The sequence below is a fragment of the Phycisphaerales bacterium genome, from assembly GCA_020852515.1.
Taxonomy (GTDB): Bacteria; Planctomycetota; Phycisphaerae; order Phycisphaerales; family UBA5793; genus UBA5793.
This window is the reverse complement of record JADZAS010000023.1, coordinates 1-24,271: the sequence shown is the minus strand read 5'-3', so window position 1 is coordinate 24,271 and position 24,271 is coordinate 1. Positions and strand designations below refer to the sequence as shown.

Sequence of the window (24,271 nt, the reverse complement as noted above, 5' to 3'; positions counted from 1 at the left end):
GGTGAACGCGGTTGGCGCTATCATTCATCGCTCATTGACAACTGGGGCCGACTGGTTTCGACCGGACAGGTTGGGGCTGTCGTGGCGTGTCGCGGCGCACGTGGACCGCGTTATCAAATGTGCAAAACCATAACTGCCAACACGCAGTTCGCTCTTGCTGCTTAACATAAGCGGCACGATCCGTCTCTCTTGCCTGCGGGCGGGGTGGATCGAAAACACAGCAGGCTGGCCCGGAGAGTCCATCGCGAACTCACAAGGGCGAGAAACGATCGCGGAGTGATCCAAAGGAAGGCCGTCGATGGTCGTCCGAGGATCGAGATCAAAACATCGACTACACACGTAGAGGCGGCAGTTCGACTGTACGGGACGGGGGTTCGATTCCCCCCGGCTCCATTGATTCTACCGCCTCTGCCACGACGTGCCCATCCGCGTCATTTCGTGCAAAAACCCCTTCATTTCCAGCACTTTCCGAAGCCCCGTCCGAATCGGCCGCAGTGTCACCCCGAGACGCCCCGCGACTCTCCGTGACCCAAACATGTGCGTCTATCTGTGCGTCATCGCCCCGGCGAAGCACAGGAAGCCGGTCAACGGCTCCCGCCAGGGAAAGACTCCGCACGTGTGTGTACACGCCCTCTGACAGCCGAGGATCCGTGTGCCGCGTCAACGCCATCTTCATCCGCCCCGTCACGCCCGCTCCGTCGAGCATCGTCGCAAACGTGTGGCGCAGTGAGTGAAAGCACACACGGACCTCCAGCCCGTCAATCACTTCGCTCGCCTTGATCCCGGCCCGTCGCAAGTCTTCGGCCCAGGTATGGTGACTCGGCATTCCCTTGGCGAACACGCGCGCATCCACGCCCGGCGATTGCGGCCGGATGCTCCGCAGTTCCTCGACGACATCACCGGACAGCGGCAACACGTCGGGCCGCTTTGCCTTCGTGCTTTCCGCTCGCAGCAAGATGGCTGCACGACCATCGAGCCCCTGACAACCGTCGAGATGCACGTCGCTCCATCGCAGACGACGCAGCTCGTTGAACCGGAGCCCCGTCTTTGCCGCAACCAGGTACACCACCCGACGCGGCCCAGAAGCGTCGAGGAGCCGTTGCAGTTCATCCAGGGCAAACGCCCGCCGCTCATGCGATGGAGCCTTACCGACGCGACGGACGCGGCTGAGCGGGTTGCTGGCGATCCGCTCGCGATCATGCAGCCACGCCAGGAATGATCGGGCCGCCGCCAAGTACTCATTCAACGTCTTCGCGGCCAGACGATTCAGGGCGCCACGACGCCACGCCTCAAAACTCTCCGGCGTCACCTCACGCAGGAACTTCCAGCCGCAATCGGCGATGAGTTCTCCGATCCGATGCTCCGGCTTGCGCACGTAATCACGGCTCCGCCCGAGACTGCGCAGTTCCTCGATGTACTCCGCCAGGTGCTCGACCACCGGACGAGACGCGGCATCGACAAGAGCGCGAGGCGGAGCGATCCCGGCCCGTTCACGCTCTTCCCGCTCCACGATCTCACGCAGACGCTTATCCGCCACTCGCTGGTCCGAGGTTCCAAGCGAAACCCAACGCTCTTTTGCGTCACCGTCGAGTTTGATGCGGCCGCGGAGAATGCGGCCCTTCACTCGCTTGCCGTTGCGGATTCGAGTTGGACGCACGACCTTGGCGATCATTGGGCGCCGCTCCGTTCCATCCGCCGCAGTGATTTCACGACATCATCCTCACGCCAACGGGTCAGCCCGCCGAATCGCTTCGGCTCCGACAGAAGACCTTCCGCGACCCGACGCCAGACTGTCCGAGTCGAACAAGCCAACCGGGCCGCCACTTGCTTTACGCTCAGGTACTGCTCAAGTTCCCGACTCATGATTCACTCCTGCCATCTGCTCGCCGCGTTCGACGGTGAGCGGTTCCGTGTGAGTGCAGCACCCGACTCGATCACCAGGCACAGACGTTTCAGCCTGGGCGGACGCTGCATTTCGTTTCACATGGACTCGTGCACGCAGCCACTTGCGTGCGATGGAAGGTGCCTGCATATTCGGCTGGGCGCTCGCTGGCAACCTGCCGGCAGGATGTGGCTCTCCCTCGAGAGTCGAAACAACGCTATTCGTTGCATGGCGTGGGGTCAAGCACCGCATGTCATACCTTGTCACCAACGCACTCTCAACATGGTCACGATCTTGTTGAATGTATTCAAGTGAAAGGAACGCGGCCGGGCTGGTCAGCCCGGCCGCGTTCGACACTTCACCCCTCGCCACTTCATCATCGCGCACAACATCGGCGGACCGTCCTTCGTTCGCTCGCGGCCTGAAGGCTCGCTCACTACGGACTCGGGACCGCTTCGGGGCTGCGCAGTCACTCCCTCCCAAAGCGTCGGTCGTTCCCGCTCCGGGCTGCGCCGCTCGCAAAGCCTCGCCCCCGAGCGGCCCCGCCGCCTCAACCTGATTCGCCAGGTCACGCAGGAGACGCGGAAGAATCGCGTTGATGCGCTCAACATCACTCATCGACTTCCCCTTGCAGCAACCCCAACGCATCCACCGCCGCCACGACTACGGCTCGCAGTTTGTCGGGCATATTCGGCCACGCACGCACGACGCGGGCGAGATCGGCGTTGCCCTGTGCGTCTATCTGTGCGTCATGCCCATTGCGGCTACCGCCACAGCTGATTTCGCGGGGTTCGATTCCCCCCGGCTCCATTCGACTCCACGGCGGTGCAGGCACCGGCGCGTCGCTCATGGCGAGCCATCTCGACTCCGCTTGTTCCGCGCGAATGATGCGGAGTCGAATGCCCTGAGCGAGGTTCTGGGAGTCGAAGGGCTGCCGTGGCCTACGTCCAGAACGGAGTCAATGCTTCCTAGACTCCCGGCGTGTCTGCCTTTCATCTCTACACTCTCCGTTGCGCCGACCAGTCTCTCTACGTCGGCGTCACCGCCGAACTCGACTCAAGAGTTGACGTCCACAACAGCGGTCGTGGTTCAGCCCACACCGCGAAGCGGAGACCGGTCTCGCTGGTCTACTCCGAGCCACATCCCACATTGAGCGCCGCTCGAAAGCGCGAAATCCAAATCAAGAGATGGTCCCGGGGAAAAAAGGAAGCCCTCATCGCCGGAGACGTGAAGCAACTCCACGAGTTGAGTCGGCGACGCACAAGATGAATGCGTCGCTCATGGCGAGCCATCTCGACACGCGTCCTCGCACGGGCGTAGGTCGGGACAAGGCTCTGTCGAGATCCTGAGCCGAGCCGAAGAGCGCAGGCCCGGCAATTCGACGGCCGGCGCGCCACGCACGTCCAAGCTCCATAACACGTCCAGCCCGCCGGGCCGCGCTCAGAGCAGCGGTCCCGACCTACGACGGAGCGGCATGATCGTTCGAGCACGCGCGAAGCGAGCCCGAAGCGTCAGCGAGGCGCTTTCTGGTCACCGCACTCCGGACACGCCGCATGATCCGTTCCGCGCAGGTCGTAGCCGCAGTTGAGGCAGAGCCCCGGCGCGCGGCGGCGGTCGCGAATCCATAGCCAAGCGATTGGAGTGCCCATGGTGATTGCGATACTCCAAACAGGGATAGCGACGCCAGCGTAAGTGATGCCACCAGGCAGCGCTACTTGCCAGACCGCGAACCACCACTCCCAGAACATTCCGACCCTCATGTTCCTGTAGACTTCACCATGCCAGGATTGCGGCCAAGCTCTCCACGGAGTCTCCCAACCGAGGTAGAGGCATCCCGACCGTACCCCGCCATTTAGTGTCGGCGAACAGTCGAAGCCGGCCCCTCCGAACGCACTCCCCACCCACACCACCAGCAGCCCCACGGTCGCCGCCGTACCGGTCCACTTGATCGTGCTGCGCAGGCGCTGTCGCATCAGGCGATCGTATCGTGCTCGCGGCCAGGATTTGCCGCGCAGTCAGGGAGCGCACCGGGCAGGCGAATCGCGGAACCATGGGCGATGATCCTGCGAACGGGCTGCTGATACGATTCCCATCGCCGCTGCGGCGAAGAGAGGAATGACAAGGTGAACAGAGAGGCTCGTCCGGTCCGCCGCGGTTTCACGCTCATCGAGTTCATCGTTGTACTCGTGGTGCTCGTCTTACTCGTCGTAATCCTGATGCCCGCGTCGAGCCACCACCAGCACAACGACATGCTGACCTGTCAGACTCGATCGAATCAGCTCTACAAGGGACTTCTCCTCTACGCGAACGACTCCGGCGGCGTGTATCCGCTCCCCATGGAAATCTCACCAGAGACGGCGGCGATCGGCGCTCAATCCGGCAACTCGTCCGCCAATCTGCTTTCGTATATGGTGTTCGAAACGTACTCCGTGCCGGAGTTTGTCATTTGCCCCGGCGACCCAAATCCCAATGTGGACGTGAAGACCGACTACCGCTACGGCACGCAGGATGATCCGAACTGGAACCCCGCCTGGAAATGGGACCCGAGCTTCAGCGCCGACATCACGCGGCCAGGCGCGAACGTGAGTTACGCCACGCTGGCGATGATCGGCGATCGTGCGAAGAACCAGTGGCGCGACTCGCTCGATCCCAACTTCGCCGTGGCGGCCGACCGCGGACCCAGGGACGGCGTCTGGGATGCGAAGTCCCTGACACTGCTCAGCCATGGCAAGCGCGATGACTGGACCGGCAACGTCGCGTTCAACGACGGCAGCGTGCGCGGCATGAAGTTCACAAGGAAGGACGCGGCGCCATTCGCCGCGAACGGCGACAACCTCTTCTTCGCCGACGATGGTGAGACGGGCGGCGACATGTGGCTCGGCCTCTTCGGCGCGACCGATGAAACGACGACCACGCCGTACTGGGATTGATGAGGAGTGTGCCGTGCGAGCTTCGAACAGGCCAGTCCGCCGCGGTTTCACGCTCATTGAACTTCTTGTAGTGGTGCTCGTCTGCGCAGCACTCTTCTGGTTACTCTGGCGAGTGAATGGCACGACTTGTGGCGTGAGTCCTCAAGTACGTTGCATGACACGCGTCCGGCAGATCTGCGTGGGGGTGGCACTCTACAGCGACGATTCCGGCGGCTCCTACCCCATCCCGATGGGCATCTCGCCCGAGACGGCTGCGCTGAGCAAGCAATCTGGCAACTCGTCCGCCAACCTCTTTTCCTACCTGATCTTCAACACCTATTGCTCGCCTGACGCGATCACGTGCCCGAGCGATGCAAACCCGAACCTTGTCGTCAAGACCAACTATCGTTACGGAACGCCGGACGACGAGGGCTGGAACACTGCCTGGAAGTGGGACCCGAGCCTCAGCGCGGACATTACCCAATGGGGCGCCAATGCCAGCTACGCGACGCTCGCAATGATCGGTGACCGCAGGACGAACCACTGGAAGTACCTCAACGACCCGAACTTCGCGGTGGCCGGCGATCGCGGACCGAAGGATGGGGTGTGGAATGCGAAATCTCTCACCTTGCAGAACCACGGCAATCGCGATGCCTGGAAAGGGAGCGTCGCGATGAACGATGGGAGCGTGCAGGTATCGGTCTTCGGGGCCAAGGACTCACCGAGCTTCGCCATCAACGGCGACAACCTCTTTTTTGCCGACGACGGGAGCATGGGAGGCGACATGTGGCTCGGCCTCTTCGGCGCGACCGATGAAACGACGACCACGCCGTACTGGGATTGATGATGAGGAGTGTGCAGGATGCGAACGCGGAACTGGTCAATGCGCCGCGGCTTCTCGCTTCTCGACGCGATCGTCGTGATCATGGTGCTGGCGGTTGTTCTGGGGATGGGGATCGTGTTGCGCGCGTGCAATCGTCCGCGCGGCGGGCGCGGCAAGACTTTGACGTGCTCCACACGAGCGATGCAGATCCACAAAGGCCTCATCCTCTTCGCCAACGACTTCGGCGGAACCTATCCGATCCCCATGGACATCTCGCCCGAGACCGCGGCGGTCACCACGCAGACCGGTAACTCGTCCGCGAGCCTCTTCTCCTACATGACATTCAACACCTACTACTCGCCTGAAGTCATCACCTGCCCGGAAGACGCGAGTCCGAATCTTGTCGTCAAGAGTGATTACCGCTACGGCACGATGGACGATCCGAACTGGAATAACGCCTGGCTTTGGGACCCCAACTTCAGCGCCGATATTTCGCAGCCCGGCGCGAACGTGAGTTACGCCACACTCGCCATGATCGGCGACCGCAAGAAGAACCAGTGGCGCGACTCGCTCGACCCGAACTTTGCCGTAGTGAGCGATCGCGGGCCAAAGAACGGCGCCTGGAACGCCAAATCGGTCACCATGAAGAGCCACGGCAACACGAAGGATTGGGTCGGCAATGTCGCCTTCAACGACGGCCACGTGCAGAAGTTTACGTTTACGTCCAGGGACCCCAACGCGTTCAACGTAAACGGCGACAACCTCTTCCGCGTCGATGACCTCGAAAAAGGCGCCGACATGTGGCTCGGCCTCTTCGGCGCGACGGATGAGAACACAACCACGCCGTATTGGGATTGATTCAGCCAGCCGCCGGGAATTCGATCATTGCCTGCATCGTCGCGCCACCTGTAGAATCATGCATTCCACAACTCTCCCGGAAGGAGCGTGATGCGATGAATCGTGCCTTGACACCGAGTCGCCGTGCGTTCTCTGTGATTGAGCTTCTCACCCTGATCGCCTGCGGTGTGCTTCTACTGGTGCTCGTATACCCGAGCTACTCGAGTCAGCCAGTCCGTGATCGATCGCGGCTGTGCTCAACGCGCCTCTCCCAAATGCACAAGGGTCTTGTGCTTTTCGCGAACGACTTTGGCGGCCAGTTTCCCATCCCCAACAAGATCTCTGCAAAGACGGCAGCCGCGAACTCGCAGTCGGGTAACTCCACGGCCAATGTGATCTCGTACATGATTTTCAATACCTACTACTCGCCAGAGATCACCGTTTGTCCCGACGAGGCGAATCCGAACGTCGTCGTCAAGAAGGACTACCGGTATGGCACGATGGATGACAAGGACTGGAACGATTACTGGCTCTGGGATCCGAACTTCAGCGCCGATATCACCAAGCCAGGAGCCAATGTGAGCTATGCCATGCTCGCACTTCTCGGCGCGCGGCGAACAGCTGAATGGTGCGACTCGCTGAACGGCAAGTTTGTCGTGCTCGCGGATCGCGGGCCCAAGGACGGCGCGTTCAATGCCGACTCGCAGACAAACAAGCGTCATGGCGATGCATCGGATTGGACCGGCAACGTGATGTTCAACGACGGCCACTCTCAGAAGCTGACCTTCAACGCGGAGAGCGAAAAGCTCTTTGAAGTGAACGGCGACAACCTCTTCCGCGTCGATGACCTCGAAAAAGGCGGCGACATGTGGCTCGGCCTCTTCGGCGCGACGGATGAGAAGACAACCACGCCATACTGGGATTGATCAGGCGCTTGCACGAGCCGCAATGGCGCCGGCGAGCAGGTCGTCAACGACCTCGTCTGCCGTGTAGCACTGCCCGTCGGGTCGGATGTATCGGGCGATGTCGCGCAGGCCCTGGCCGGCGGTGATCAGCATCGGCTCCTCATCGCCTCCATTGCGAATCTGCGGCAGGCCGATGGCGGCGATCAGGCCGTTGCACAGACACTTGCGGCCGACGGTGTCCTCGGCCTTTCCGCCGCGATGGACGTAGTCGTCCACCGGTTCGGCGGGGCAGCGCCAGCCGATGCTTCCATCCTCGCGCCGATATGCATGTCGGAAATAGCCAAGGTCGCAATAGCGCGGGCGGGCCTCGTACAGGCACGAGTCCGAGAGCGTGTCGTCGAGCTGGACGATCTTGAAGGGCAGGCCCGCCGGCGATGCGAGCGGGTCGGTCAACACGTCAGCACGGTCGGCCAGCACTGCTTCGTACACGCGGCGCTTGACATCCGGCGTCATGGCGGACTCGGCACAGAAGGCGAACGCAGTGCCGACCTGCACCCCCTGCGCACCCGCCTCAATCGCTTCGCGCACGCGATCCGGGTGGCCCCGAGTGCCCGCGAGCCAGAAGGGCACGCCGAGTTCACGAAATACGGCCAGGTCGGCCACGTCGCGCGGACCGAAGATCGGCTCGCCACGTTCGTTGAGTTGCATGCGGCCGCGCGGCCGGGCGTTGTGGCCGCCCGCGGTGAAATCTTCGATAACAAACCCGTTGATGCGCCCTGTGGCTTTGCGCGAGAGCATCGTGGCGAGCGAGTCGTAAGAAACGATGGCGTAGAAGTCGGGTCGTTCAAGTGGTGGCATGGCGCCGCCGCGCAGTTCGCAGAAGGCGCGCGGGTCGAAGTGCATCGGCGCGCTTTCACCCTCCTGCACTTCGAGGGGCAGTTCAACGCTGCGGCCTTGCGCCAGGCGATCAAGAATGCCTGGGATGGTCGTGGGGATGCCGGCGCCCATGAGCACGACATCGACGCCCGCCAGCATCGCCCCGAACAGGGACGGCAGCGTGGGCGGCTCGATCTTCCTGAGGTAGTTGATTCCGACAAGGCCTGCGTGGCCCTCCTTGGCGAGGAAGACCTCGACGAAGTTGGCGGCGATGAGCAGTTCGAGTTGGTGCGCCGTCGGCTGCAACGCCGGCAGCGGCGTCGCTCGATAAGGCTCGCCGGGCCGGCGGCCGCCGTCAATGAAGTAGCGTTCGAGCACGCGCTCGGCGACGCCGGGGATCGGAAACTGGGTCAAAGCGCGGCGGAGGTGGCCGCCGACATCGCCGTTCTGCAGGCGGCGGGCAAAGACGGCGTCGAGCGCTGTACCCGAAACGACGCCGAGTTGGCCGCGCAGCGAAACCGCGCGGGCCAGCGGCCAGTGGGATACTCCGATCCCCATTCCGCCCTGGATGATCGTGGGCAGTTTGGCAGCAGCCATCGGAAGATGCTAGATCATCCAATGGCCGCTGCCCTGCGGCGTCACGTGCGTCAGATCAATTCCAGCAGATCCAGGTAGGGCAGGTCCGGCCCGCTTTCGAACAGGCTGCCGTCCCGGAGGAAGTAGCGCAGTCCATCTGCGGCGCTGAATCGAGCCTCTTCGACTGAGCCAGCCCCGATCTGCGTCAAACCTGCGTCGGACACGCGGCCCAGATCAAGCCGCTCGATACGCGGCGCGGCGATAGTCGAGCCACTGGTGATTCCCTTGACGGTCAGGCGCTCCAGCACGCTCTCAGGCGCATCGAACTGTGCGAATGATCCCGGCAGGCCGCCGCCCCAGTTGCGAAGACCCATGTAGATGGCGGAGTCGAGGAGCGAGCCGACCATGATTTCCCTCATGGAGGACTCGGCAGAGATGGTCGCCCCTTCGCGGGCGTCGCCGCGGACGTGGAGCCGGGTGGACTCGGAGTTGGTGAAGTTGAGCGTTCCGCCGGCCAGATCGCCGCGTACGTCGGCCTTGCGGGCGCTGTCGATGTTGACGGTTCCGTGCACGTCGCCGCGGACATCCAGGGAGCCGCCGTCGACGTTGAGAATGGCGCCGGCCGCGACGTCGCCGTCAACGCGGATCTTGACGTTGTCCTCGCCGACCAGGTTGAGCGATCCGGATTCGAACGACCCGCGGATTCGCATGTTCAGCAGGCCGCGGATGTCGCTGTCATCGATCAGTCGCAGCCCGCCGTGGATGTCGAGGCGCTGGAGGTGCTCCATCTCGATGTGCATGCTGGAGAAATCATCGTCACCTCGCACGGTGATCTTGCGCACCGACGAGCGGCCGGTGCGATCATCGTTGAGTTCGAGTTCTCCACGGCCGTCGATGATGACGTTGCGAACTTCGGTCTCGCCGCGGAAGGTCCATTGACCCGAGGCGTCACCGCGCACGCGGATGCGGTTGATGGTGGTGGGGGAGTTGTCGTCACCGGCATCGAAGCTGAAGTGACCGTCACCCTTGATATTGATCGAACCTACCGACCTGATACGCAGGCCTCCACGGACGTTGAGCGAATCTGCGGTGATCGACGTAACGTCGCCGAGGTCGAATGAGCCGTCAGTATCGACGCTTCCGAGCGTCAGACGGCGGACGGAACCGCTGATCGAGGCGTCGCCACTGAGGCTGCCGAGCATGACCGTGTCGGCCCCGTTGATCATCAGGCCCTGCCCGGTGAAATCGACGTTGCGCAGATCGATGGTGCGCAGCCTGAGCGATTCGATGGGAAGGCCGTCTTCCCCGACCAGTTCGCCGACGGAGAGGCGGCCATCGCTGTTGCTGCCGCGCCGCAGGCGCGATGACAGCTTACCACTGGAGAAGTCCTCGCCGTCGAGAATGATCCGGGCGATGCCGCCGTGATCGTCGGTCTCATACCTGATGGTGCCGCTGGAGCCCTTGAGGCTCAGGGTGATCTCGTCGCCGTCCTCTTCATAGATGGAGATCTGGTTCGCGGCCGCGCTGTTGTCGATGGTCACCGTGGCGGACAGGGTCCGCGTGGAGAAGTTCTCATCTTCGATGACAGCAAAGAAGCCCTGGTCTCCGGTTCCCCATGTGTGACTGACACCGCCGACCCAGCGGAACCCGAAGTCGTCGTTGAAGTCTGTGCCAAGCAGGGCATCATCGCTGTCGAGTGATCCGCTGTGGTTGGTATCTCGGTAGAACCAGGCGCGGCGGACTTCGAACTCGTTGCCGCTGTGCCGACCGCCGCCGTGCCCGTCGTTTTCGATGAGCAGTGTGAGCGTGTCGCCGTGCCGGACGATGCCGGGTGTCGCCGAGAGGCTCGGCGGGAGGTTGTTGCCGTTGTTGCCGCCACCTCCACCGCCTCCACCGCCTCCTCCGCCTCCGCCTCCTCCGTTGCCTTCAGGTCCTTCGAGTTTGAACGTAAAGGTGCCGACGTCAAAGCCGGAGATGTCCTGGCGGACGAGGAACGTGTAAGTCTGGCCGCCGACGACCGACGCGTTCCATCGCCCCTCGTCTTGCGGGTTCACATCGCGATGGATCTCGTTGCCGGAGGCGTCGAAGACGAAGAGGTCCGTGTCAAAGTCCTCGCCGTTGCGGCGGACGTCGTCGCTCTCGGCCTCGACCTCGATGAGGCCGCTGGAAGGCGCGGTGTACGCGAAGTACCAGGATTGGGTCGCGGTGTCGAAGCGCAGCAGGCCGCTTTCGAAGTCGCCGCCGCTGTTGGGGCTGGCGTCGATGATCTGCGGCGTCGGCAGATGGAGTGAGGCGCTGTAGCCGACGGGCGACGCGACGTTTGACGTGATGACGAGGCGGTACTCGGCTCCCTCGGAGACGCTTGCCGCCAGGCCGGTGCTCCCATCGCCGTCGTCTTCAGTGGCGAGGAGCTCATTGCCTCGATAGAGGCGCATCGTCAGGTCGGCATCCGAGCCCGAGCCGCCGTGATCGAACTCGGCAGAACCGGAGTTGCCTGCGGTGAACAAAAACTCGGCCGTCTGGCCCTGCGCGCTGAGCGAACCCACGTGAGCCGGCGCCGCCCCGGTCGGATCGAAAATCAGGTGCGGAACGATCACCGTGAGAAGCCGCCGGGGCTCGAGCGGGTTGAAGACCGGTCGGGCGTCGGCGGGGGAAGTGGTTCGGCAGTACCGGCTGGCTCGGCGGGGGGTGGGGGTGCTCATGGCGTTCCTTCGCGCGACCTTGGGTTGTTCAAAGTGGTCGCTTGCGAAGGCACTATGCAACGGTTGTGCCAGTGCTCATTGGGCCTCTGCGCTGGCCCCAGTGTCAAAAAACGGCCAGCAGAAGCCGGGATATCCCGGCCAGCGGCCACAATTCCCGCCGGTGAACCGGATATGAAAGTCCGGAGTTATTCGCCCGGGATGTACGAAATGACGCCCTCCCACGGGCTGCTCGCGGTCGCGTAGAGCCTCTTGGGAATGCGGCCGGCGAGGTAGGCGGCGCGGCCGGCGAGGCAGGCGTGCTTCATCGCTGACGCCATGGTGACCGGATCGCGCGCGTGGGCGATGCCGGTGTTGAGCAGCACGCCATCTGAGCCGAGTTCCATCGCCAGCGTCACGTCGCTGGCGGTGCCGACGCCGGCATCGACGATGACGGGGTAAGCCGGGTCGCCGTCTTTGAGTCGCTCGAGGATGATGCGGATCGCGGCGGGATTGGCAATGCCGCGCCCCGAGCCGATCGGAGAGCCCGCCGGCATCACGCTCGTGGCTCCTGCAGCCTTGAGGCGCACCGCAGCGATCGGATCATCCGACGTGTAGCAGAGCACCTTGAAGCCGTCCTTGACGAGTTCGCGGCAGGCTTCGAGCGTGCCCATCGGGTCGGGCAGAAGCGTTTGTTTGTCGCCGAGCACTTCGAGCTTGACCCAATCCCGGCCGGGGTTGTTCATCTGGCTGAGCAGTTCGCGGCCGAGGCGGGCGACGCGGACGGCATCGGCCGCGTCGAAGCACCCGGCCGTGTTGGGCAGGATCGCATACCGGTCGAGGTCTATGAAATCGAGCAGCGAGCGCCCGCGGTCATCCAGCAGCCGCTCGCGCCGCACGGCCACAGTGATGACCTCCGCGCCCGAGGCGTCCAGCGCCGCCTGCATGAGGTCGTAGTTGGCGTATTTGCCGGTGCCGACGATCAGGCGCGAAGCGATCTCAATTGAACCAAGGATGAGCGATTCGGACATCGTTTCTTTCCGGTGGGCGGGGCGGCGCCTCGCAACCTGGTCATCCGCCGCCGACGAGCGTGACCAGTTCGATGCGGTCACCCTTGCGCAGCCGCGTTTCGGCGTGCCGGTCGCGGGGGATCAGTTCGCGGTTGAGTTCGACGGCCACCGCCCGGTCGCCCAGGCCAAAGTGCTCGACCAGATCGGCCAGCGTCGGGCAGCCGGCGATGTCAATCTCTTCGCCATTGACGACAATCATCATGACCGCGGATTGTAGGTACGCAGCGCCTCGTTTTCGGCAGTGCGCAGCGGTGCGACATGGGCGCCGAGCCCAGCTGCCGGCTCACCCGGCTCCTGAGTCGGAAGACCCGAAAACCGGGTGATCATGTAGATGTACCACATCGTCACCGCCACGAGCCCCAGCGCCACGCCCACGCGAGCCTGCGTCCGCTGCAAGTGGACTTCCGCGAGCATCTGATCGGGCGGCGTGTGGCGGTAGGTCCACAGAGCCAATAAACCCGTCGAGATGGCCGCAGCCCAGATGAGCACCGTCGTGATGGCCCAGAACTGCGGCACGCTTGTCCACCAGAGCCAGGCGGCGGCGACAATCGCGGCCACCCCAAACCACACCGAGACGAACGCCAGCATCGCGGCCGCGACCGAGCCACGGATCGCTTCGCCGGGGATGCGCCACATCCACCACAACACGCCGAAGATGATCAGCAGCGAAACGACGACCTGGATGGTGAGACGGATTTCGTCTGGCATGGAAACGGGCCCGCGAGGCCGTCGCGATGGTATCCTTCAATGACGGGCTGACCCGCGCAGAGGCATTCCGCTGCGGCCGTGCATCTACAGCCCGGCGCGGCGGTAGATCAGGCGGGAAGTGAGATTGCACATGCGCACCCGAAGCAGCTTGGTCTACCTGGTAGTCGTCGCCGGCCTGCTGGCGTGCCTGGCACTGCCCGGCTGCCGCAGGCGATCCTACAGCCAGGCCTCAGCGGATGCAACGGTGCAGTCGCTGGCGGACATGCTCAAGGACGGCAACGTGCGCCAGATCCCGTCGCTCATTCGCGCGCAGGACCCGAAGATGCAGGAACTGCTCGATCGGCTCGGCCCGCTTTTCGATCGTCTGTACAAACTCTCCGAGACGCTTCAGGAAAAGTACCCCAATGAAGTCGAAGGCTTGCTCGCCAGGGCGGCCGAGGCGGGCAGCGAAAAGCTTGCCGCCTCCGGCCGAACCTCCCGAAGTGGCGAGCAGTGGCGGGATCGAATGACGCTCATCATCGCCGATCCATTCGGCACCATGGATCGGGAGATGGCGCGGGTGAGCACCATCTACGTCGATGATGAGACGTACGCGCTCACCATCGACGGGCAGCCGGCCTTCGGTGTGGGCATTCTCATCCGTCAAGCGGAAGACGGCAAGTGGTACTTTCACCTGCCCGAGTACATTCCGGGGTTGAGTTCGCAGATGCCGCAGACCGACTACGAGTGGCGCATCATGAACTCGATGTTCAAGAGCGTGACCAACGGCGTGGAGTGGACGGAGCGGCGCATCGCCGAGGAAAACGCCGGGCAGCTGGAGGAGATCTGGGCCCAACTCGCGCTCGACGTCGGGCCGCAGCTCGTCATGCAGTGGGGTCTCTACGAGCAGGCGACCAAGGCTCGTGAGGCCAGACTGCAGCGGGAAAAGCGGGCCGGCTCCGCACCTGATGCAGAGCCGGCTGAAGATACTGATGGTTGACGGGCGCGCTTATTTGCGCCGGGCGACGCGGCCATCGCGCGCCTTGGCCTGCTTCTTCGACTTTGACTTCGACTTGCCCTTAGCGCCGTCGCGAATGCTCGCGACCTTGCTGTTGGACGCCGCCGTCTGCTCCCTGACCACGGCCTGCGCCGCCGCCAGACGCGCGATCGGCACGCGGAACGGCGAGCAACTGACGTAGTCCAGGCCGACGCGGTGGCAGAAGTAGACCGACTGCGGATCGCCGCCGTGTTCGCCACAGATGCCGAGTTTCAGATCAGGCCGGACCGCGCGTCCTTTCGTGCACGCCATCTCGACCAGCACGCCCACGCCGCCCGCGTCGATCGTCTGGAACGGATCGACCGGCAGGATGTCCTTGTTCAGGTAATCGGGCAGGAACGTATTGATGTCATCGCGGCTGAAGCCGAAGGTCATCTGGGTGAGGTCGTTGGTGCCGAAACTGAAGAAATCCGCCTGGGTGGCGATCTCGTCGGCGGTGATCGCGGCGCGCGGCACTTCGATCATCGTGCCCACGGGAATGCGCAGCTTCTTCTTGTACTGCTGCTCGGCGAAGACGAGGTCGATGGTCTCGAGCGTGAGGCGGCGGAGCAGTTCGAGTTCCTTCTGCGTGCCCGCGAGCGGGATCATGATCTCCGGCCGCGCATCGACGCCGCGACGGATGCAGTCGATCGCCGCCTCGGTGATGGCCCGCACCTGCATCACGAGAATTTCGGGGTAGGTCACGGCAAGGCGGCAGCCGCGATGCCCGAGCATCGGATTGGCTTCGTGCAGAAGTTCGACGCGCCGCTGGATGTGTTCGAGGGTGACGTGCGCCTCGCGGGCGAGTTCGCGCTGCTGCGCCTCCTCGTGCGGCAGGAACTCGTGCAGCGGCGGATCGAGCAGGCGGACGGTGACGGGCAGGCCGTCCATCGCGGTGAAAATCCCGATGAAGTCGTCGCGCTGATAGGGGAGCAGCTTGGCCAGGGCGGCCTGGCGATCCGCCAGGTTGTCCGCGAGAATCATCTGCCGCATGGACTTGATCCGCTCGCCCTCGAAGAACATGTGCTCGGTGCGGCACAGGCCGATGCCCTGCGCGCCGAACTCGCGGGCTTTGCGCGCATCATCGGGCGTGTCGGCGTTGGTCCGCACACCCATGCGGCGGATCTTGTCCGCCCACGCGAGCAGTTGCGATTGCGGGCCCTCGAGCGTGGGCTCGACGCGTCGAAGGGCGCCGATGAACACTTCGCCCGTCGAGCCGTCGATCGAGATAACGTCGTCGGGTCCGAGCGTGCGGCCGCCCACTTCAGCCTTGCGTCCCTTGGCGTCGATGTGGATCGCCCCCGCGCCGGCGACGCAGCACTTGCCCCAGCCGCGCGCCACCACGGCGGCGTGGCTCGTCATCCCTCCCGTGCTCGTCAGGATGCCCGCGGCCGCGTGCATGCCTTCGACGTCCTCCGGGCTCGTTTCCTTGCGGATGAGAATGACGCTTTCGCCTTTGGCGGTTCGCACCGCCGCCTCTTCGGCCGTGAAGGCCAGTTTGCCCACGGCCGCACCGGGCGACGCCGGCAGACCGGTGGCGATGGCCTGGTTGCTCTTCTTGGCTGCCGGATCGAAACTCGGAAGCATCAGTTGAATGAGATCGCCCGCCGGCACGCGAGCGATCGCCTCCTCCTTGCTGATCAACTTCTCCTTGACCATCTCCACGGCGATGCGCACCGCGGCGAACCCGGTGCGTTTGCCCGTGCGCGTCTGCAGCATGTACAACTTGCCGCGCTCGACGGTGAACTCAAAGTCCTGCATCTCGCGGTAGTGCGCTTCGAGCCGCTTGCGCACGCCGAGCAACTGTTTGTGGATCTCCGGCCGCCAGAGTTTCATCTCCGCGACGGGTCGCGGCGTGCGGATGCCGGCGACGACGTCTTCGCCCTGGGCGTTGACGAGAAACTCGCCGTAGAAGTCATTCTCGCCGGTGGAGGGGTTGCGGGAGAAGGCGACGCCGGTGCCGCTGTCTTCGCCCATGTTGCCAAAGACCATCGCCTGCACGTTGACCGCCGTGCCTAGCAGCCCGCTGATGCCTTCCTTTCGGCGGTACGTGATGGCGGAGTGCTTGTTCCACGACCCGAACACCGCTTCGATGGCCTCGGTCAACTGCTCCACCGCGTCCTGCGGGAAGGGCTTGCCCACCCCTTGCTCGTACACCGCCTTGTACGCCTCGCAGAGTTCCTTGATGCCCTCCGTTGGCACATCGGTGTCGAGTTTGGCGTCATACTTCTTCTTGATCGCGTCGAACGCGTGCTCGAAGTGCTCGTGATCCACGCCCTTGACCACGTCGCCGAACATGTTGATGAGCCGGCGATAGGCGTCGTAGGCGAAGCGCTCGTTGCCCGTGTCGGCCGCAAGGCCCTTCACGGTTTCGTCGTTGAGGCCGAGATTCAGAATGGTGTCCATCATGCCCGGCATCGACATGGCGGCGCCGCTGCGCACCGAAACGAGCAGCGCATTGCGCGCCCCGCCGAACTCTTTGCCCGTTTCCTTCTCGATGAACGCGATGCCCTCGTGCACCTGCTTCATGAGGCCGCCGGGCAAGGTCTGGCCGGCCTTGTAGTAGGCGTCGCAGGTCTCCGTCGTAATCGTGAAGCCCGGCGGAACGGGCAGGCCGATGGAGGTCATCTCGGCGAGATTGGCGCCCTTGCCGCCGAGCAGCGGCTTCATCTTCGCGTTGCCGTCCGTTTGCTTGCGCCCGAAGAAGTAGACCATCTTCGTCGCGGCGGGCTTGTTGTGCTTGACTTTCCGGGAACCCTTGCGGGTGGAGGAACGCGTGGTGGATCGTTTCATGGGTTTTGCGCTCTTGGCCATGTGCAATGGACCTGCTGAAGGTAAGGGGCTCGGTGAGCGGCTGCGGGGCGAGAAGAAGGCACGGCTCATCCAGCAACGGCGCTGGCGATCGGTGCAGCCGGAATGAACTGCTATCGTAGCGAACTGCCCGGCGCCATCAACAGAAGCAGGCGTGATACGCCCTTCAGGAGGCGGGATTTGGCCCTGATTTGGCCGGCGGCGGGGTCACAGCCTCGCTGGTCGTGAACGAGCGGCGATGCGCCAGTTCGCGACGAACGCAAAAGTCATGGAACGACGGAAACGCAACCATCACCCCCGCTGCAAGACGGGTGATGTGGCTCGTCCACACCTCGGGCGTCGGCCGGCGCAGGCACTTGACAATCGCCCGTGCAACGCGCTCAGGCGGCTGGATGAACAGCCTGGGCGAGTGCTTGGGAAGGCCGCGCCGCTCCACTCCGGCGACGTCGCAGGCGGTGTCGAAGAACTCTGTTCGTGTCGTGATCGGGTGAATCACCGAAACGTCGATCCCCTCGTGCTCAAGTTCCAGGCGAAGCGCTCGCGCCATATGCGTCTGGGCGGCCTTGGTCGCGCTGTATGCCGCCGAATAAGGCAGCGTAAAGCGCGACAGGCAACTGCTCGTAATCAGCAGATGGCCGTTGCCTTGCCGGCGGAACGCCTCGACGGCGGCTCGGGCGATCCGCACCGTACCGAAGAAGTTCACTTCGAAGATCTGTCGCAGCGCCTCATCCGAGAGGTCCACGATGGAGCCTTCGTGGCCGTAACCCGCGTTGGCCAGAACCGCGTCCACCCGTCCGAACCGCTCACGGCATCGATCGATCAATTCGGCTGATTCCGTCTCGCACGAGATGTCACAGCGCAGCGCCAGGGCTTCGCAGCGATGCTCAGCCAGTTCGTCCTTGAGTTGCTCAAGGCGATCCATCCGTCTGGCCGCGACCGCCACCTGCATGCCGGCGCGGGCGCACTCGACGGCGGTGGCGCGGCCGATGCCGCTGCTGGCGCCGACGATGCAGATGACCCGATCCTTGAGCGATTTCATGGGGGATTGTAACGGTAGTCTCGTCAGCGGGGATCAACCCTCAACGCCGCTCTCCCGTTGCACGAGCCAGCGCCACTCTTCGAGCTTCAGCAGCCGGGCCGCAAGCAGATACGCCGCAACGCCCGCAGTCGTGAACGCAGCGAGTTCGCGCAGCGACGCCCACCAATCCCCCGAGTCGCTGGGCCAGACGGTGCGCAACGCGGCAAGCACTACGGTCATCACCAGCGTCGCCGACGCAATGCGAGCCAGATGGCCCATGAGTGCGTCATCGGCGACCGGCCGCGCACCGCGCACCAGCAGCAGCACCTGCATGATTGCGCAGATCGAGGTAGAGGCGGCGAGCCCGGCCTCGCCGAGCCACCAGATAAGCAGCAGGTTGAGCGTGAGATTGCAGCCGACCATGCACAGCGAGATGCGCACGGGCGTCATCGAATCGCCGCGGGCAAAGTACGCTCGCGTCAGCACGTGAATGATCGAGTAGGCGCACACCGCCGGGCTGTAGGCCAGCAGGACGCGCGCCACGCGCAACACGTCCTGCGCCGGAAACTGCCCGCCGTGATAGATGACCGCCGTCATCGGCGTGGCGACGAACATCAACCCGATCGTGGCCGGCAGGCCGATGAAGATCGTCAGCCGCAACCCGTGTCGCACGACCTCGGCGAATTCGCCATCCGCTCGTGCGGTGCGCGCCAGCGCCGGATAGATCGCGGTCGCGACGGCGATGCCGAACACGCCCAGCGGGAACTGGTAGAGACGCTGCGCGTACCCGACAATGGCTGCGGAATGGCCGTCGAGCGGGTAATCCAAGCCGAGCAGCGTCGGTCCGACGAGGAACGGGTACGAGGCAATGAGCCCGTCGAAGAAGGTGTTCAGCTGCAGCACGCCCAGGCCCAGGATCATCGGCAGCGCGAAGCGCCAGGTATCCCGAAGATCGGCTCGCCTCTCGTCCATCTGAGCGCGGCTGGGGCGGGGCGCCTGGGTCCGCGCATCGCGCAGGGCCCACAGCGACCAGATGATCTGCACGACGCCCGAGATCAGAATGGCCACGCAGACGAAGTAGAGCCCGCGCGTGCGGTCGAACTCCGGATGCGTGGTCGAGTACCACCACGTGCCGATCGTCGGAATGATGATGCCCAGGTTGAGCAGGATCGGCGACGCCGCGGTCGGACCGAAGCGGTGGTGCACCTGCAGCACGGCGCCCAGCAGCGCCGTGACGCACACCATGGGCATGTACGGGAACGTGAGCATCGTCAGTTCGACCGCGAGCACGCGCGTCGAGAGGTCCGGCTGATCGCGCCATTGCAGCCAGAGCAGCGCAAGACCAACCTCGACGATCACCGTGATCGCCGTCAGCGCCAGCGCCGTCGATCCGATCACGAGCCGGGCGTACGCCCGCGCCTTGCCGGGATCTTCATCGAGCAGGTTCGTGTAGCGCGGCAGGAATGAAGCGCTCAGCGCGCCCTCGCCGAACAGCCGCCGGAACAGATTGGGAATGAGGAACGCGAAGGTGAAGGCACCGAAGTCCGGCCCGGAGCCGAACGTCCGCGAGTTTGCCGCGTCGCGAACCAGCCCGGCGATGCGGGACAGGAATGTGAGGCCGGAAACGACCCAGGTGGCCGCGACGAGCCCCCGCGCCGCCCCGGACTTGGGGACAGGGGCCGGGGCGGTCGCGTTGTCTTGATCTTGGGTCGCCACCGCGCGGAGTGTACCAACGGGCTTTGCCGGCCGGTCCCGGGCGTTCGCGCTTCGGAAGGGTCGGCCTCCAGCCTGCGGCCTTCATCGACCGGCCGCGGCGCGGCGATCCAGAAATCGCCCGCCGCTTCCGCCCCGCCGGACCGGACAGCGTTCACCGCTGAACTTCAACAAGGGCCCGCATCCGCCGGATGGCAGCCGAGGCAAGAATCGGGTACTCTAACGCCCCCGAGATGCGGCCACGAGTGGAACCGCGCCGAGCCCGAGGGAGTGCGACTGTCGGGGCAGGCGTCCTGAGAAACGAAATGGGCAGCAGACTCGCATTGATCGCGTCCGTGGGAGCGCTTCTCGGAGGGGGGAGGAGCGCGGCCCTGGCCGTCAACGACATCATCGCGGTGAGTTGGGGGGATCGTCTACGCCATCGATTCGTCGACCGAGGCGGGCGTTGTTCTGGGTTCATCGGGGCGACTGGCACTCGTTTGAACCGGTCGCCTCGATGGTCGAACGGTATGTGGACGCATTCGGATCGTCAATGCCGCCGCATCTGCTCCAACTGGCCGACATCGCCCGCAAATCAGCCTGAGACCGGGCATAAGAGACGATAGTGCCCGGGCGCCGGCTTTGCCACGAACTCGATCAGACCGCGCTCCCGCAGTTCGGCGAGGTCGCGTTTCGCCGTCTTCGCGGAGCACTTGTACCGACTTTCGATGTCGCCGCGGCGAAGGTCCGTTCCCGCCCGAAGCTCATCGAGTATCCACTGTTGTCGCTCGTTGACCCCGGGGACACCATCGTTGTCCCCGGGGACAACCGAAGTGACCCCGCTGCTGTCCCCCAGGGTCGCCGCTCGCTGAGGATCCCATCCGGTCGCACGGGAGATCATTCTGGGAGCGACGCTCAGCAAGACAGGCGGTGCGGATCAGCATCGGCAGCATGCCATTGTTAGGCCGCAATACTGATGATGCCAAGAACTGCGAGGATTACCCATGGGAGAAGCAGTCCCCACGGAACAAGTCCCGCCCACTCTGTGGAGGCCCACTTCGAACTATCAGCCGCCGATGCTTGTTCTCCGATCCAGGCAAGCCCCTGCGCCCTTCGATAAGAGTGAAAGAACGGCTTCCAACGGTTGACGTACTCGCGGCTTCTCGCTTGGATCGCGATCCAGACAACGGCGAGGCCGATACCGAAAACCGCCGTCAGGGTCCGAGCCCAGCCCGACGTCTCGACGGCTACGACCAAGAGTGCAGCGTGAAGGGCCGCGAGAGCGGCCCATCGATTCCAGTAGTGAGACTGTTCCGCGTGCAGTTGGTCTCCGAGAAATGCCAAGACATCCAGCTTCCCCGACGATTCAAGCTGATCGAGCGTCATGAGGATGTCCCGGTGCGAGGAAGGACTCCCTGCTCCCGCCTCATGCGAGGCTGGCGGCGTTTCGTCCATTTGCTGATCCTCCTCGACTCAGTATGCGGCCTAACGAGCCACCATCGGGCAGCATAGCAGCGATTCGTACGGGTGTCGTCCGCCGAGAGCCTGCGCCGAGGCCACGGCTCTCGACGCTCTCTCGTTCAGCAGCGAGCCACGTGGCGGAACGTCCGCTGCAGCCGGTTGTCATTCGACATGACGTCACTTACCAAGTGTCTCGTTGATCCGCTCAAACAGGTGTTCAAATCGCTTCAGCGTGTCCTCGCTCAGCGTGGACAGGATGGCCTCGCGCTCGCGTAGCAGGACGTCCGCAGGTCGCCCGTGGTCGAACCGCTCTTTGCCTTCGAGCCGAGCGATGCGCCCGACAATGGGGTCAACCCCGGTCAGGTCCTTCGTCCTGAGCGACTTTCCGTACGCCTTGTTGTAAAGCGCGAGGTATTCTTCCTCTTCGAAAAGGTCTTCAATGTCACCGGTCTTTCGGCTGAGGACGTCGCCGATAAAGATGATGCGCTGCTTCTCCAAGTAGCCGTCCCTCGCCATGCGCTCAAGTTTCTGATGGCCCTCCTTGCGCGAATCCACTAAGACCGTCACTTTGAGATGATTGCCCAGCAGCGCGACGAACGTCGGGATCAGGTCAGCTCCACCCACTGGCACGATGCTCCACTTCGGATCTAGACTGGACCGGCCCTTTCCGCCAAGATAGTCCGACATCAGCTTGAGATAGGCATAATCTGACGTGCCCTCCACGACGATGTTGTTCTCGGCGACGAACAAGTGTTGCACGAGGTCGTAGCCAAGTGCGCCTTGCAGAGGGAAAAGCGTGTCTCGATCGCGCGTCAACACTTCGCTGGATACGACGGCACCGATTTCCTTACCGCCGTCCTCTACGAGCCTGACCCGCTCCAAGTTACCCGGCTGCACCATGAACGGCGAATGCGTGGTGTAGATGACTTGGCACCGCTTCGTCAATCGCTCCTCGATGAACCGCAGAAAGTCAGCCTGGGCCTTGGCGTGAAGCCCCACCGCTGGCTCGTCGAGCAGAATGACCACCGGCGGGTCGCGGTGTTCGTATTCGGAAAACGCCGCGAGGAACGAGAAAAACCACTGAAATCCCGCCGAGTGCTCATCGAACGGCAGCGACAGCGAGTGACGGTTGTCCCAGATGCGGAGTTTCAACTCATCCAGCACAGCATGCTGGCCATCCTTACGATGCTCGGTAATCTGCGTGATGTCCGGCTGAACGCGGAGCTCTGGGTTCTGCGACCAGTACTTGTTCACGTCATCCGTGAGAACATTGGCGACATTCTCAAGCTCGCGCTTCCGATGCTCGTAGTCCGGATTGAGCATGTAGTCGTTCTCCGTCCCACCGAGCCTAAGCAGGGCCCGCGCGGTCGTTTCGGCGTCATTGAGATCCTGTGACTCAAGAACGTGCCGGATCTTTACCGTGTAGGGCAGCTTGCTGTAGTCGGCAAAGTAGAAGAACTCCGGAAATCGCGCTTGAGCGATAGACCAGACTGCGTCGTCGAAGCTCTTGTCTTCACCAAGCAACGTCTTCACAGCCGACTGTGCATTAGTAAACAACTTCAGATCTTCCTCGTCCTCCGCATGGCTCTCGACGTCCTCAGAGAGTCCCCGCATCAATTCCTCGAACGTCTGCAGCTCGGCATAGGCGGCCACAGCGCCGTCTGGAATCTGCTGCCTTCCGACGAAGTTGCGAATCGCCTGGAGTTCGTTGCATCCGCTCTGCCAGCGGTACCTGTTGTCATACGTCTTCCACAGTCGCAGGATCGCACCAACCGCTACGACTCCAGCGCCGAACTTGTCCTCCACCCGTTTCACATCCGCCGGCTGCCATTCGAGGGTCACCTCGATGGGGCACACATCGTCTTGGTCAATTCCCTCATTGCGATGACGTTTTTCAAGCCACGCCGGGTACTGCTGTGGGATGGAAAACCTTGGCGTCGACCGAGCGGGCCTCAATCGCCACAAGGCATGGAGAAAGGCACTCTTGCCGGATTCGTTCTTTCCGACGAGACATGTGACCCTATCCTCGATCTTCACTTCAGTGGAGTCGAGGATGTTCCGGAACATCCGTACCCGAACTGATCTCAGTTTCATGCGACTAATTCTCCTCCATCGGTGGTTCGTGGTCAAACTGAGCCCGAGCAGAGCCGGTAGTACCCCGGCACCGGTTTCGCTTCGAACGCGATGAGTCCTTGCTCCCGCAAATCGGCGAGGTCTCGCTTCGCCGATTTCGTCGAGCAGTTGAACCGCGTCTCGATGTCGCGACGGCGGAGTTCCGCTCCCGCCCGAAGCTCATCGAGTATCCACTGCTGACGCTCATTGAACTCAAGGCTACTCCCGCCCATGGCGCCGTCAGCGGCTCCGAATTCGTCACTGCCGCCAGGATCGGTTGCTGGACGATCGCCTGCATTGAATCGAACCTCGATCCTCTCGTTCAGCCGATAGCCGCGCCCGCCGCTCTGGATGACATTCTGATCACCGCACTCGATGTTCAACTGCTCGATCAGCGTCGTCGCGATCCGCTTTCGCAGAGCTCGAATGCACTGCGACACTGCATTCTGCCCGACACGGCGACCGAGTTTCGTCGCCAGCTGCTGCCCGCTCAGGGATCGGTACTTTCCCGCCCCGTTCTTCTCGGCAAGGATCTCCAGGATGCGCCAGGCATGCCCGCGCGAGCCATTCTCAACAATTGGGATTCCACATAATTCCGCGCGCTGCTCGTGCAGGATAAGCAGTCCGCCCGAGAACGGGCGCGGCGGTCCTGCCGGCTTCGGCTCGACGAGCGACGGTATCGAGCGCCCATTGGGAATCTGCCGTTTCGCCACGGCTTCCCGAATAGCGGTATCCAGCTTGCCGCCATCGAAGGGCTTGTTGACGAAGTCGGTCGCACCGAGCTTCATCTGCTTCACCCCCAGATCGGGGCCGTCAGTCCCATGGGCGGTCATGACAATCACGGGCGTGTCCGCGGTCGCAGGCTGCCTGCGGATGTCCGCGAGCAGGTTTTCGCCGT

19 protein-coding genes, 1 other RNA gene and 1 pseudogene are annotated in these 24,271 nt (G+C 63.5%); 7 read left to right on the top strand and 14 right to left on the bottom strand.

The features are described from left to right. The first annotated feature begins 43 nt into the window (after positions 1-43). Positions 44-396: a transfer-messenger RNA gene (gene ssrA, locus IT430_15120) on the top strand. 214 nt (positions 397-610) lie between these two features. Here the strand turns inward: ssrA and IT430_15115 are convergent. Beyond that, positions 611-1,672 (bottom strand): annotated as a pseudogene (locus IT430_15115) (tyrosine-type recombinase/integrase). A gap of 820 nt (positions 1,673-2,492) precedes the next feature. Further along, the gene (locus tag IT430_15110; GenBank protein MCC6909268.1) at positions 2,493-2,732 is read right to left on the bottom strand and encodes a hypothetical protein; all 240 of its coding nucleotides are present in this window, start codon (positions 2,730-2,732) and stop codon (positions 2,493-2,495) included. Positions 2,733-2,863: 131 nt separating this feature from the next. Between IT430_15110 and IT430_15105 the strand changes: the two genes are divergently transcribed. The 5 genes from IT430_15105 (at position 2,864) to IT430_15085 (ending at position 7,377) form a co-directional block, all read left to right on the top strand. Further along, positions 2,864-3,151, top strand: coding sequence for a GIY-YIG nuclease family protein (locus IT430_15105; GenBank protein ID MCC6909267.1), 288 nt, complete (start codon positions 2,864-2,866; stop codon positions 3,149-3,151). Between the two features lie 854 nt (positions 3,152-4,005). Further along, positions 4,006-4,812: a prepilin-type N-terminal cleavage/methylation domain-containing protein gene (locus IT430_15100; GenBank protein ID MCC6909266.1), complete on the top strand. Its 807-nt coding sequence runs from the start codon at positions 4,006-4,008 to the stop codon at positions 4,810-4,812. A gap of 13 nt (positions 4,813-4,825) precedes the next feature. Then, complete coding sequence (locus IT430_15095; GenBank protein ID MCC6909265.1) at positions 4,826-5,635, top strand: prepilin-type N-terminal cleavage/methylation domain-containing protein; 810 nt, start codon at positions 4,826-4,828, stop codon at positions 5,633-5,635. An 18-nt stretch (positions 5,636-5,653) separates the two neighbouring features. After that, the gene (locus IT430_15090; GenBank protein ID MCC6909264.1) at positions 5,654-6,472 is read left to right on the top strand and encodes a hypothetical protein; all 819 of its coding nucleotides are present in this window, start codon (positions 5,654-5,656) and stop codon (positions 6,470-6,472) included. Continuing rightward, positions 6,463-7,377: a hypothetical protein gene (locus IT430_15085; protein ID MCC6909263.1), complete on the top strand. Its 915-nt coding sequence runs from the start codon at positions 6,463-6,465 to the stop codon at positions 7,375-7,377. Before IT430_15090 ends, IT430_15085 begins: the two co-directional genes overlap by 10 nt. Here IT430_15085 and IT430_15080 read toward each other — a convergent pair whose 3' ends face one another. From IT430_15080 to IT430_15060, 5 genes are all read right to left on the bottom strand, one after another. Beyond that, positions 7,378-8,829, bottom strand: a complete 1,452-nt coding sequence (locus IT430_15080; GenBank protein ID MCC6909262.1) for a hypothetical protein — start codon at positions 8,827-8,829, stop codon at positions 7,378-7,380. A 50-nt stretch (positions 8,830-8,879) separates the two neighbouring features. After that, a complete protein-coding gene (locus tag IT430_15075; protein ID MCC6909261.1) occupies positions 8,880-11,510 on the bottom strand; it encodes a hypothetical protein in 2,631 nt (876 codons plus the stop codon). 185 nt (positions 11,511-11,695) lie between these two features. After that, the gene (locus IT430_15070; GenBank protein ID MCC6909260.1) at positions 11,696-12,517 is read right to left on the bottom strand and encodes a thiazole synthase; all 822 of its coding nucleotides are present in this window, start codon (positions 12,515-12,517) and stop codon (positions 11,696-11,698) included. Between the two features lie 40 nt (positions 12,518-12,557). Next, complete coding sequence (gene thiS / locus IT430_15065) at positions 12,558-12,758, bottom strand: sulfur carrier protein ThiS (GenBank protein MCC6909259.1); 201 nt, start codon at positions 12,756-12,758, stop codon at positions 12,558-12,560. Further along, the gene (locus IT430_15060) at positions 12,755-13,264 is read right to left on the bottom strand and encodes a hypothetical protein (GenBank protein MCC6909258.1); all 510 of its coding nucleotides are present in this window, start codon (positions 13,262-13,264) and stop codon (positions 12,755-12,757) included. The genes thiS and IT430_15060 overlap by 4 nt, the downstream gene beginning before the upstream one ends. Before the next feature lie 130 nt (positions 13,265-13,394). Between IT430_15060 and IT430_15055 the strand changes: the two genes are divergently transcribed. Then, a complete protein-coding gene (locus tag IT430_15055) occupies positions 13,395-14,243 on the top strand; it encodes a hypothetical protein (GenBank protein ID MCC6909257.1) in 849 nt (282 codons plus the stop codon). Positions 14,244-14,252: 9 nt separating this feature from the next. Here IT430_15055 and IT430_15050 read toward each other — a convergent pair whose 3' ends face one another. From IT430_15050 to IT430_15020, 7 genes are all read right to left on the bottom strand, one after another. Further along, on the bottom strand, positions 14,253-17,093 hold the full coding sequence (locus IT430_15050) for a pyruvate, phosphate dikinase (GenBank protein MCC6909256.1): 2,841 nt from the start codon (positions 17,091-17,093) through the stop codon (positions 14,253-14,255). Positions 17,094-17,256: 163 nt separating this feature from the next. Then, positions 17,257-18,129: an SDR family NAD(P)-dependent oxidoreductase gene (locus IT430_15045; protein ID MCC6909255.1), complete on the bottom strand. Its 873-nt coding sequence runs from the start codon at positions 18,127-18,129 to the stop codon at positions 17,257-17,259. A 33-nt stretch (positions 18,130-18,162) separates the two neighbouring features. After that, positions 18,163-19,824 (bottom strand): murein biosynthesis integral membrane protein MurJ, encoded by a 1,662-nt coding sequence (murJ, locus tag IT430_15040; GenBank protein ID MCC6909254.1) that lies wholly within the window; start codon positions 19,822-19,824, stop codon positions 18,163-18,165. A 571-nt stretch (positions 19,825-20,395) separates the two neighbouring features. Then, positions 20,396-20,701 (bottom strand): DeoR family transcriptional regulator, encoded by a 306-nt coding sequence (locus tag IT430_15035; GenBank protein MCC6909253.1) that lies wholly within the window; start codon positions 20,699-20,701, stop codon positions 20,396-20,398. A gap of 59 nt (positions 20,702-20,760) precedes the next feature. Continuing rightward, on the bottom strand, positions 20,761-21,255 hold the full coding sequence (locus tag IT430_15030; GenBank protein ID MCC6909252.1) for a hypothetical protein: 495 nt from the start codon (positions 21,253-21,255) through the stop codon (positions 20,761-20,763). A gap of 183 nt (positions 21,256-21,438) precedes the next feature. Then, positions 21,439-23,355 carry an AAA family ATPase gene (locus tag IT430_15025; protein MCC6909251.1) on the bottom strand — a complete coding sequence of 639 codons (1,917 nt, stop codon included), beginning with the start codon at positions 23,353-23,355 and terminating at the stop codon, positions 21,439-21,441. A gap of 32 nt (positions 23,356-23,387) precedes the next feature. Beyond that, on the bottom strand, positions 23,388-24,271 hold an 884-nt coding region (locus IT430_15020; GenBank protein MCC6909250.1), incomplete at its 5' end, for an HTH domain-containing protein.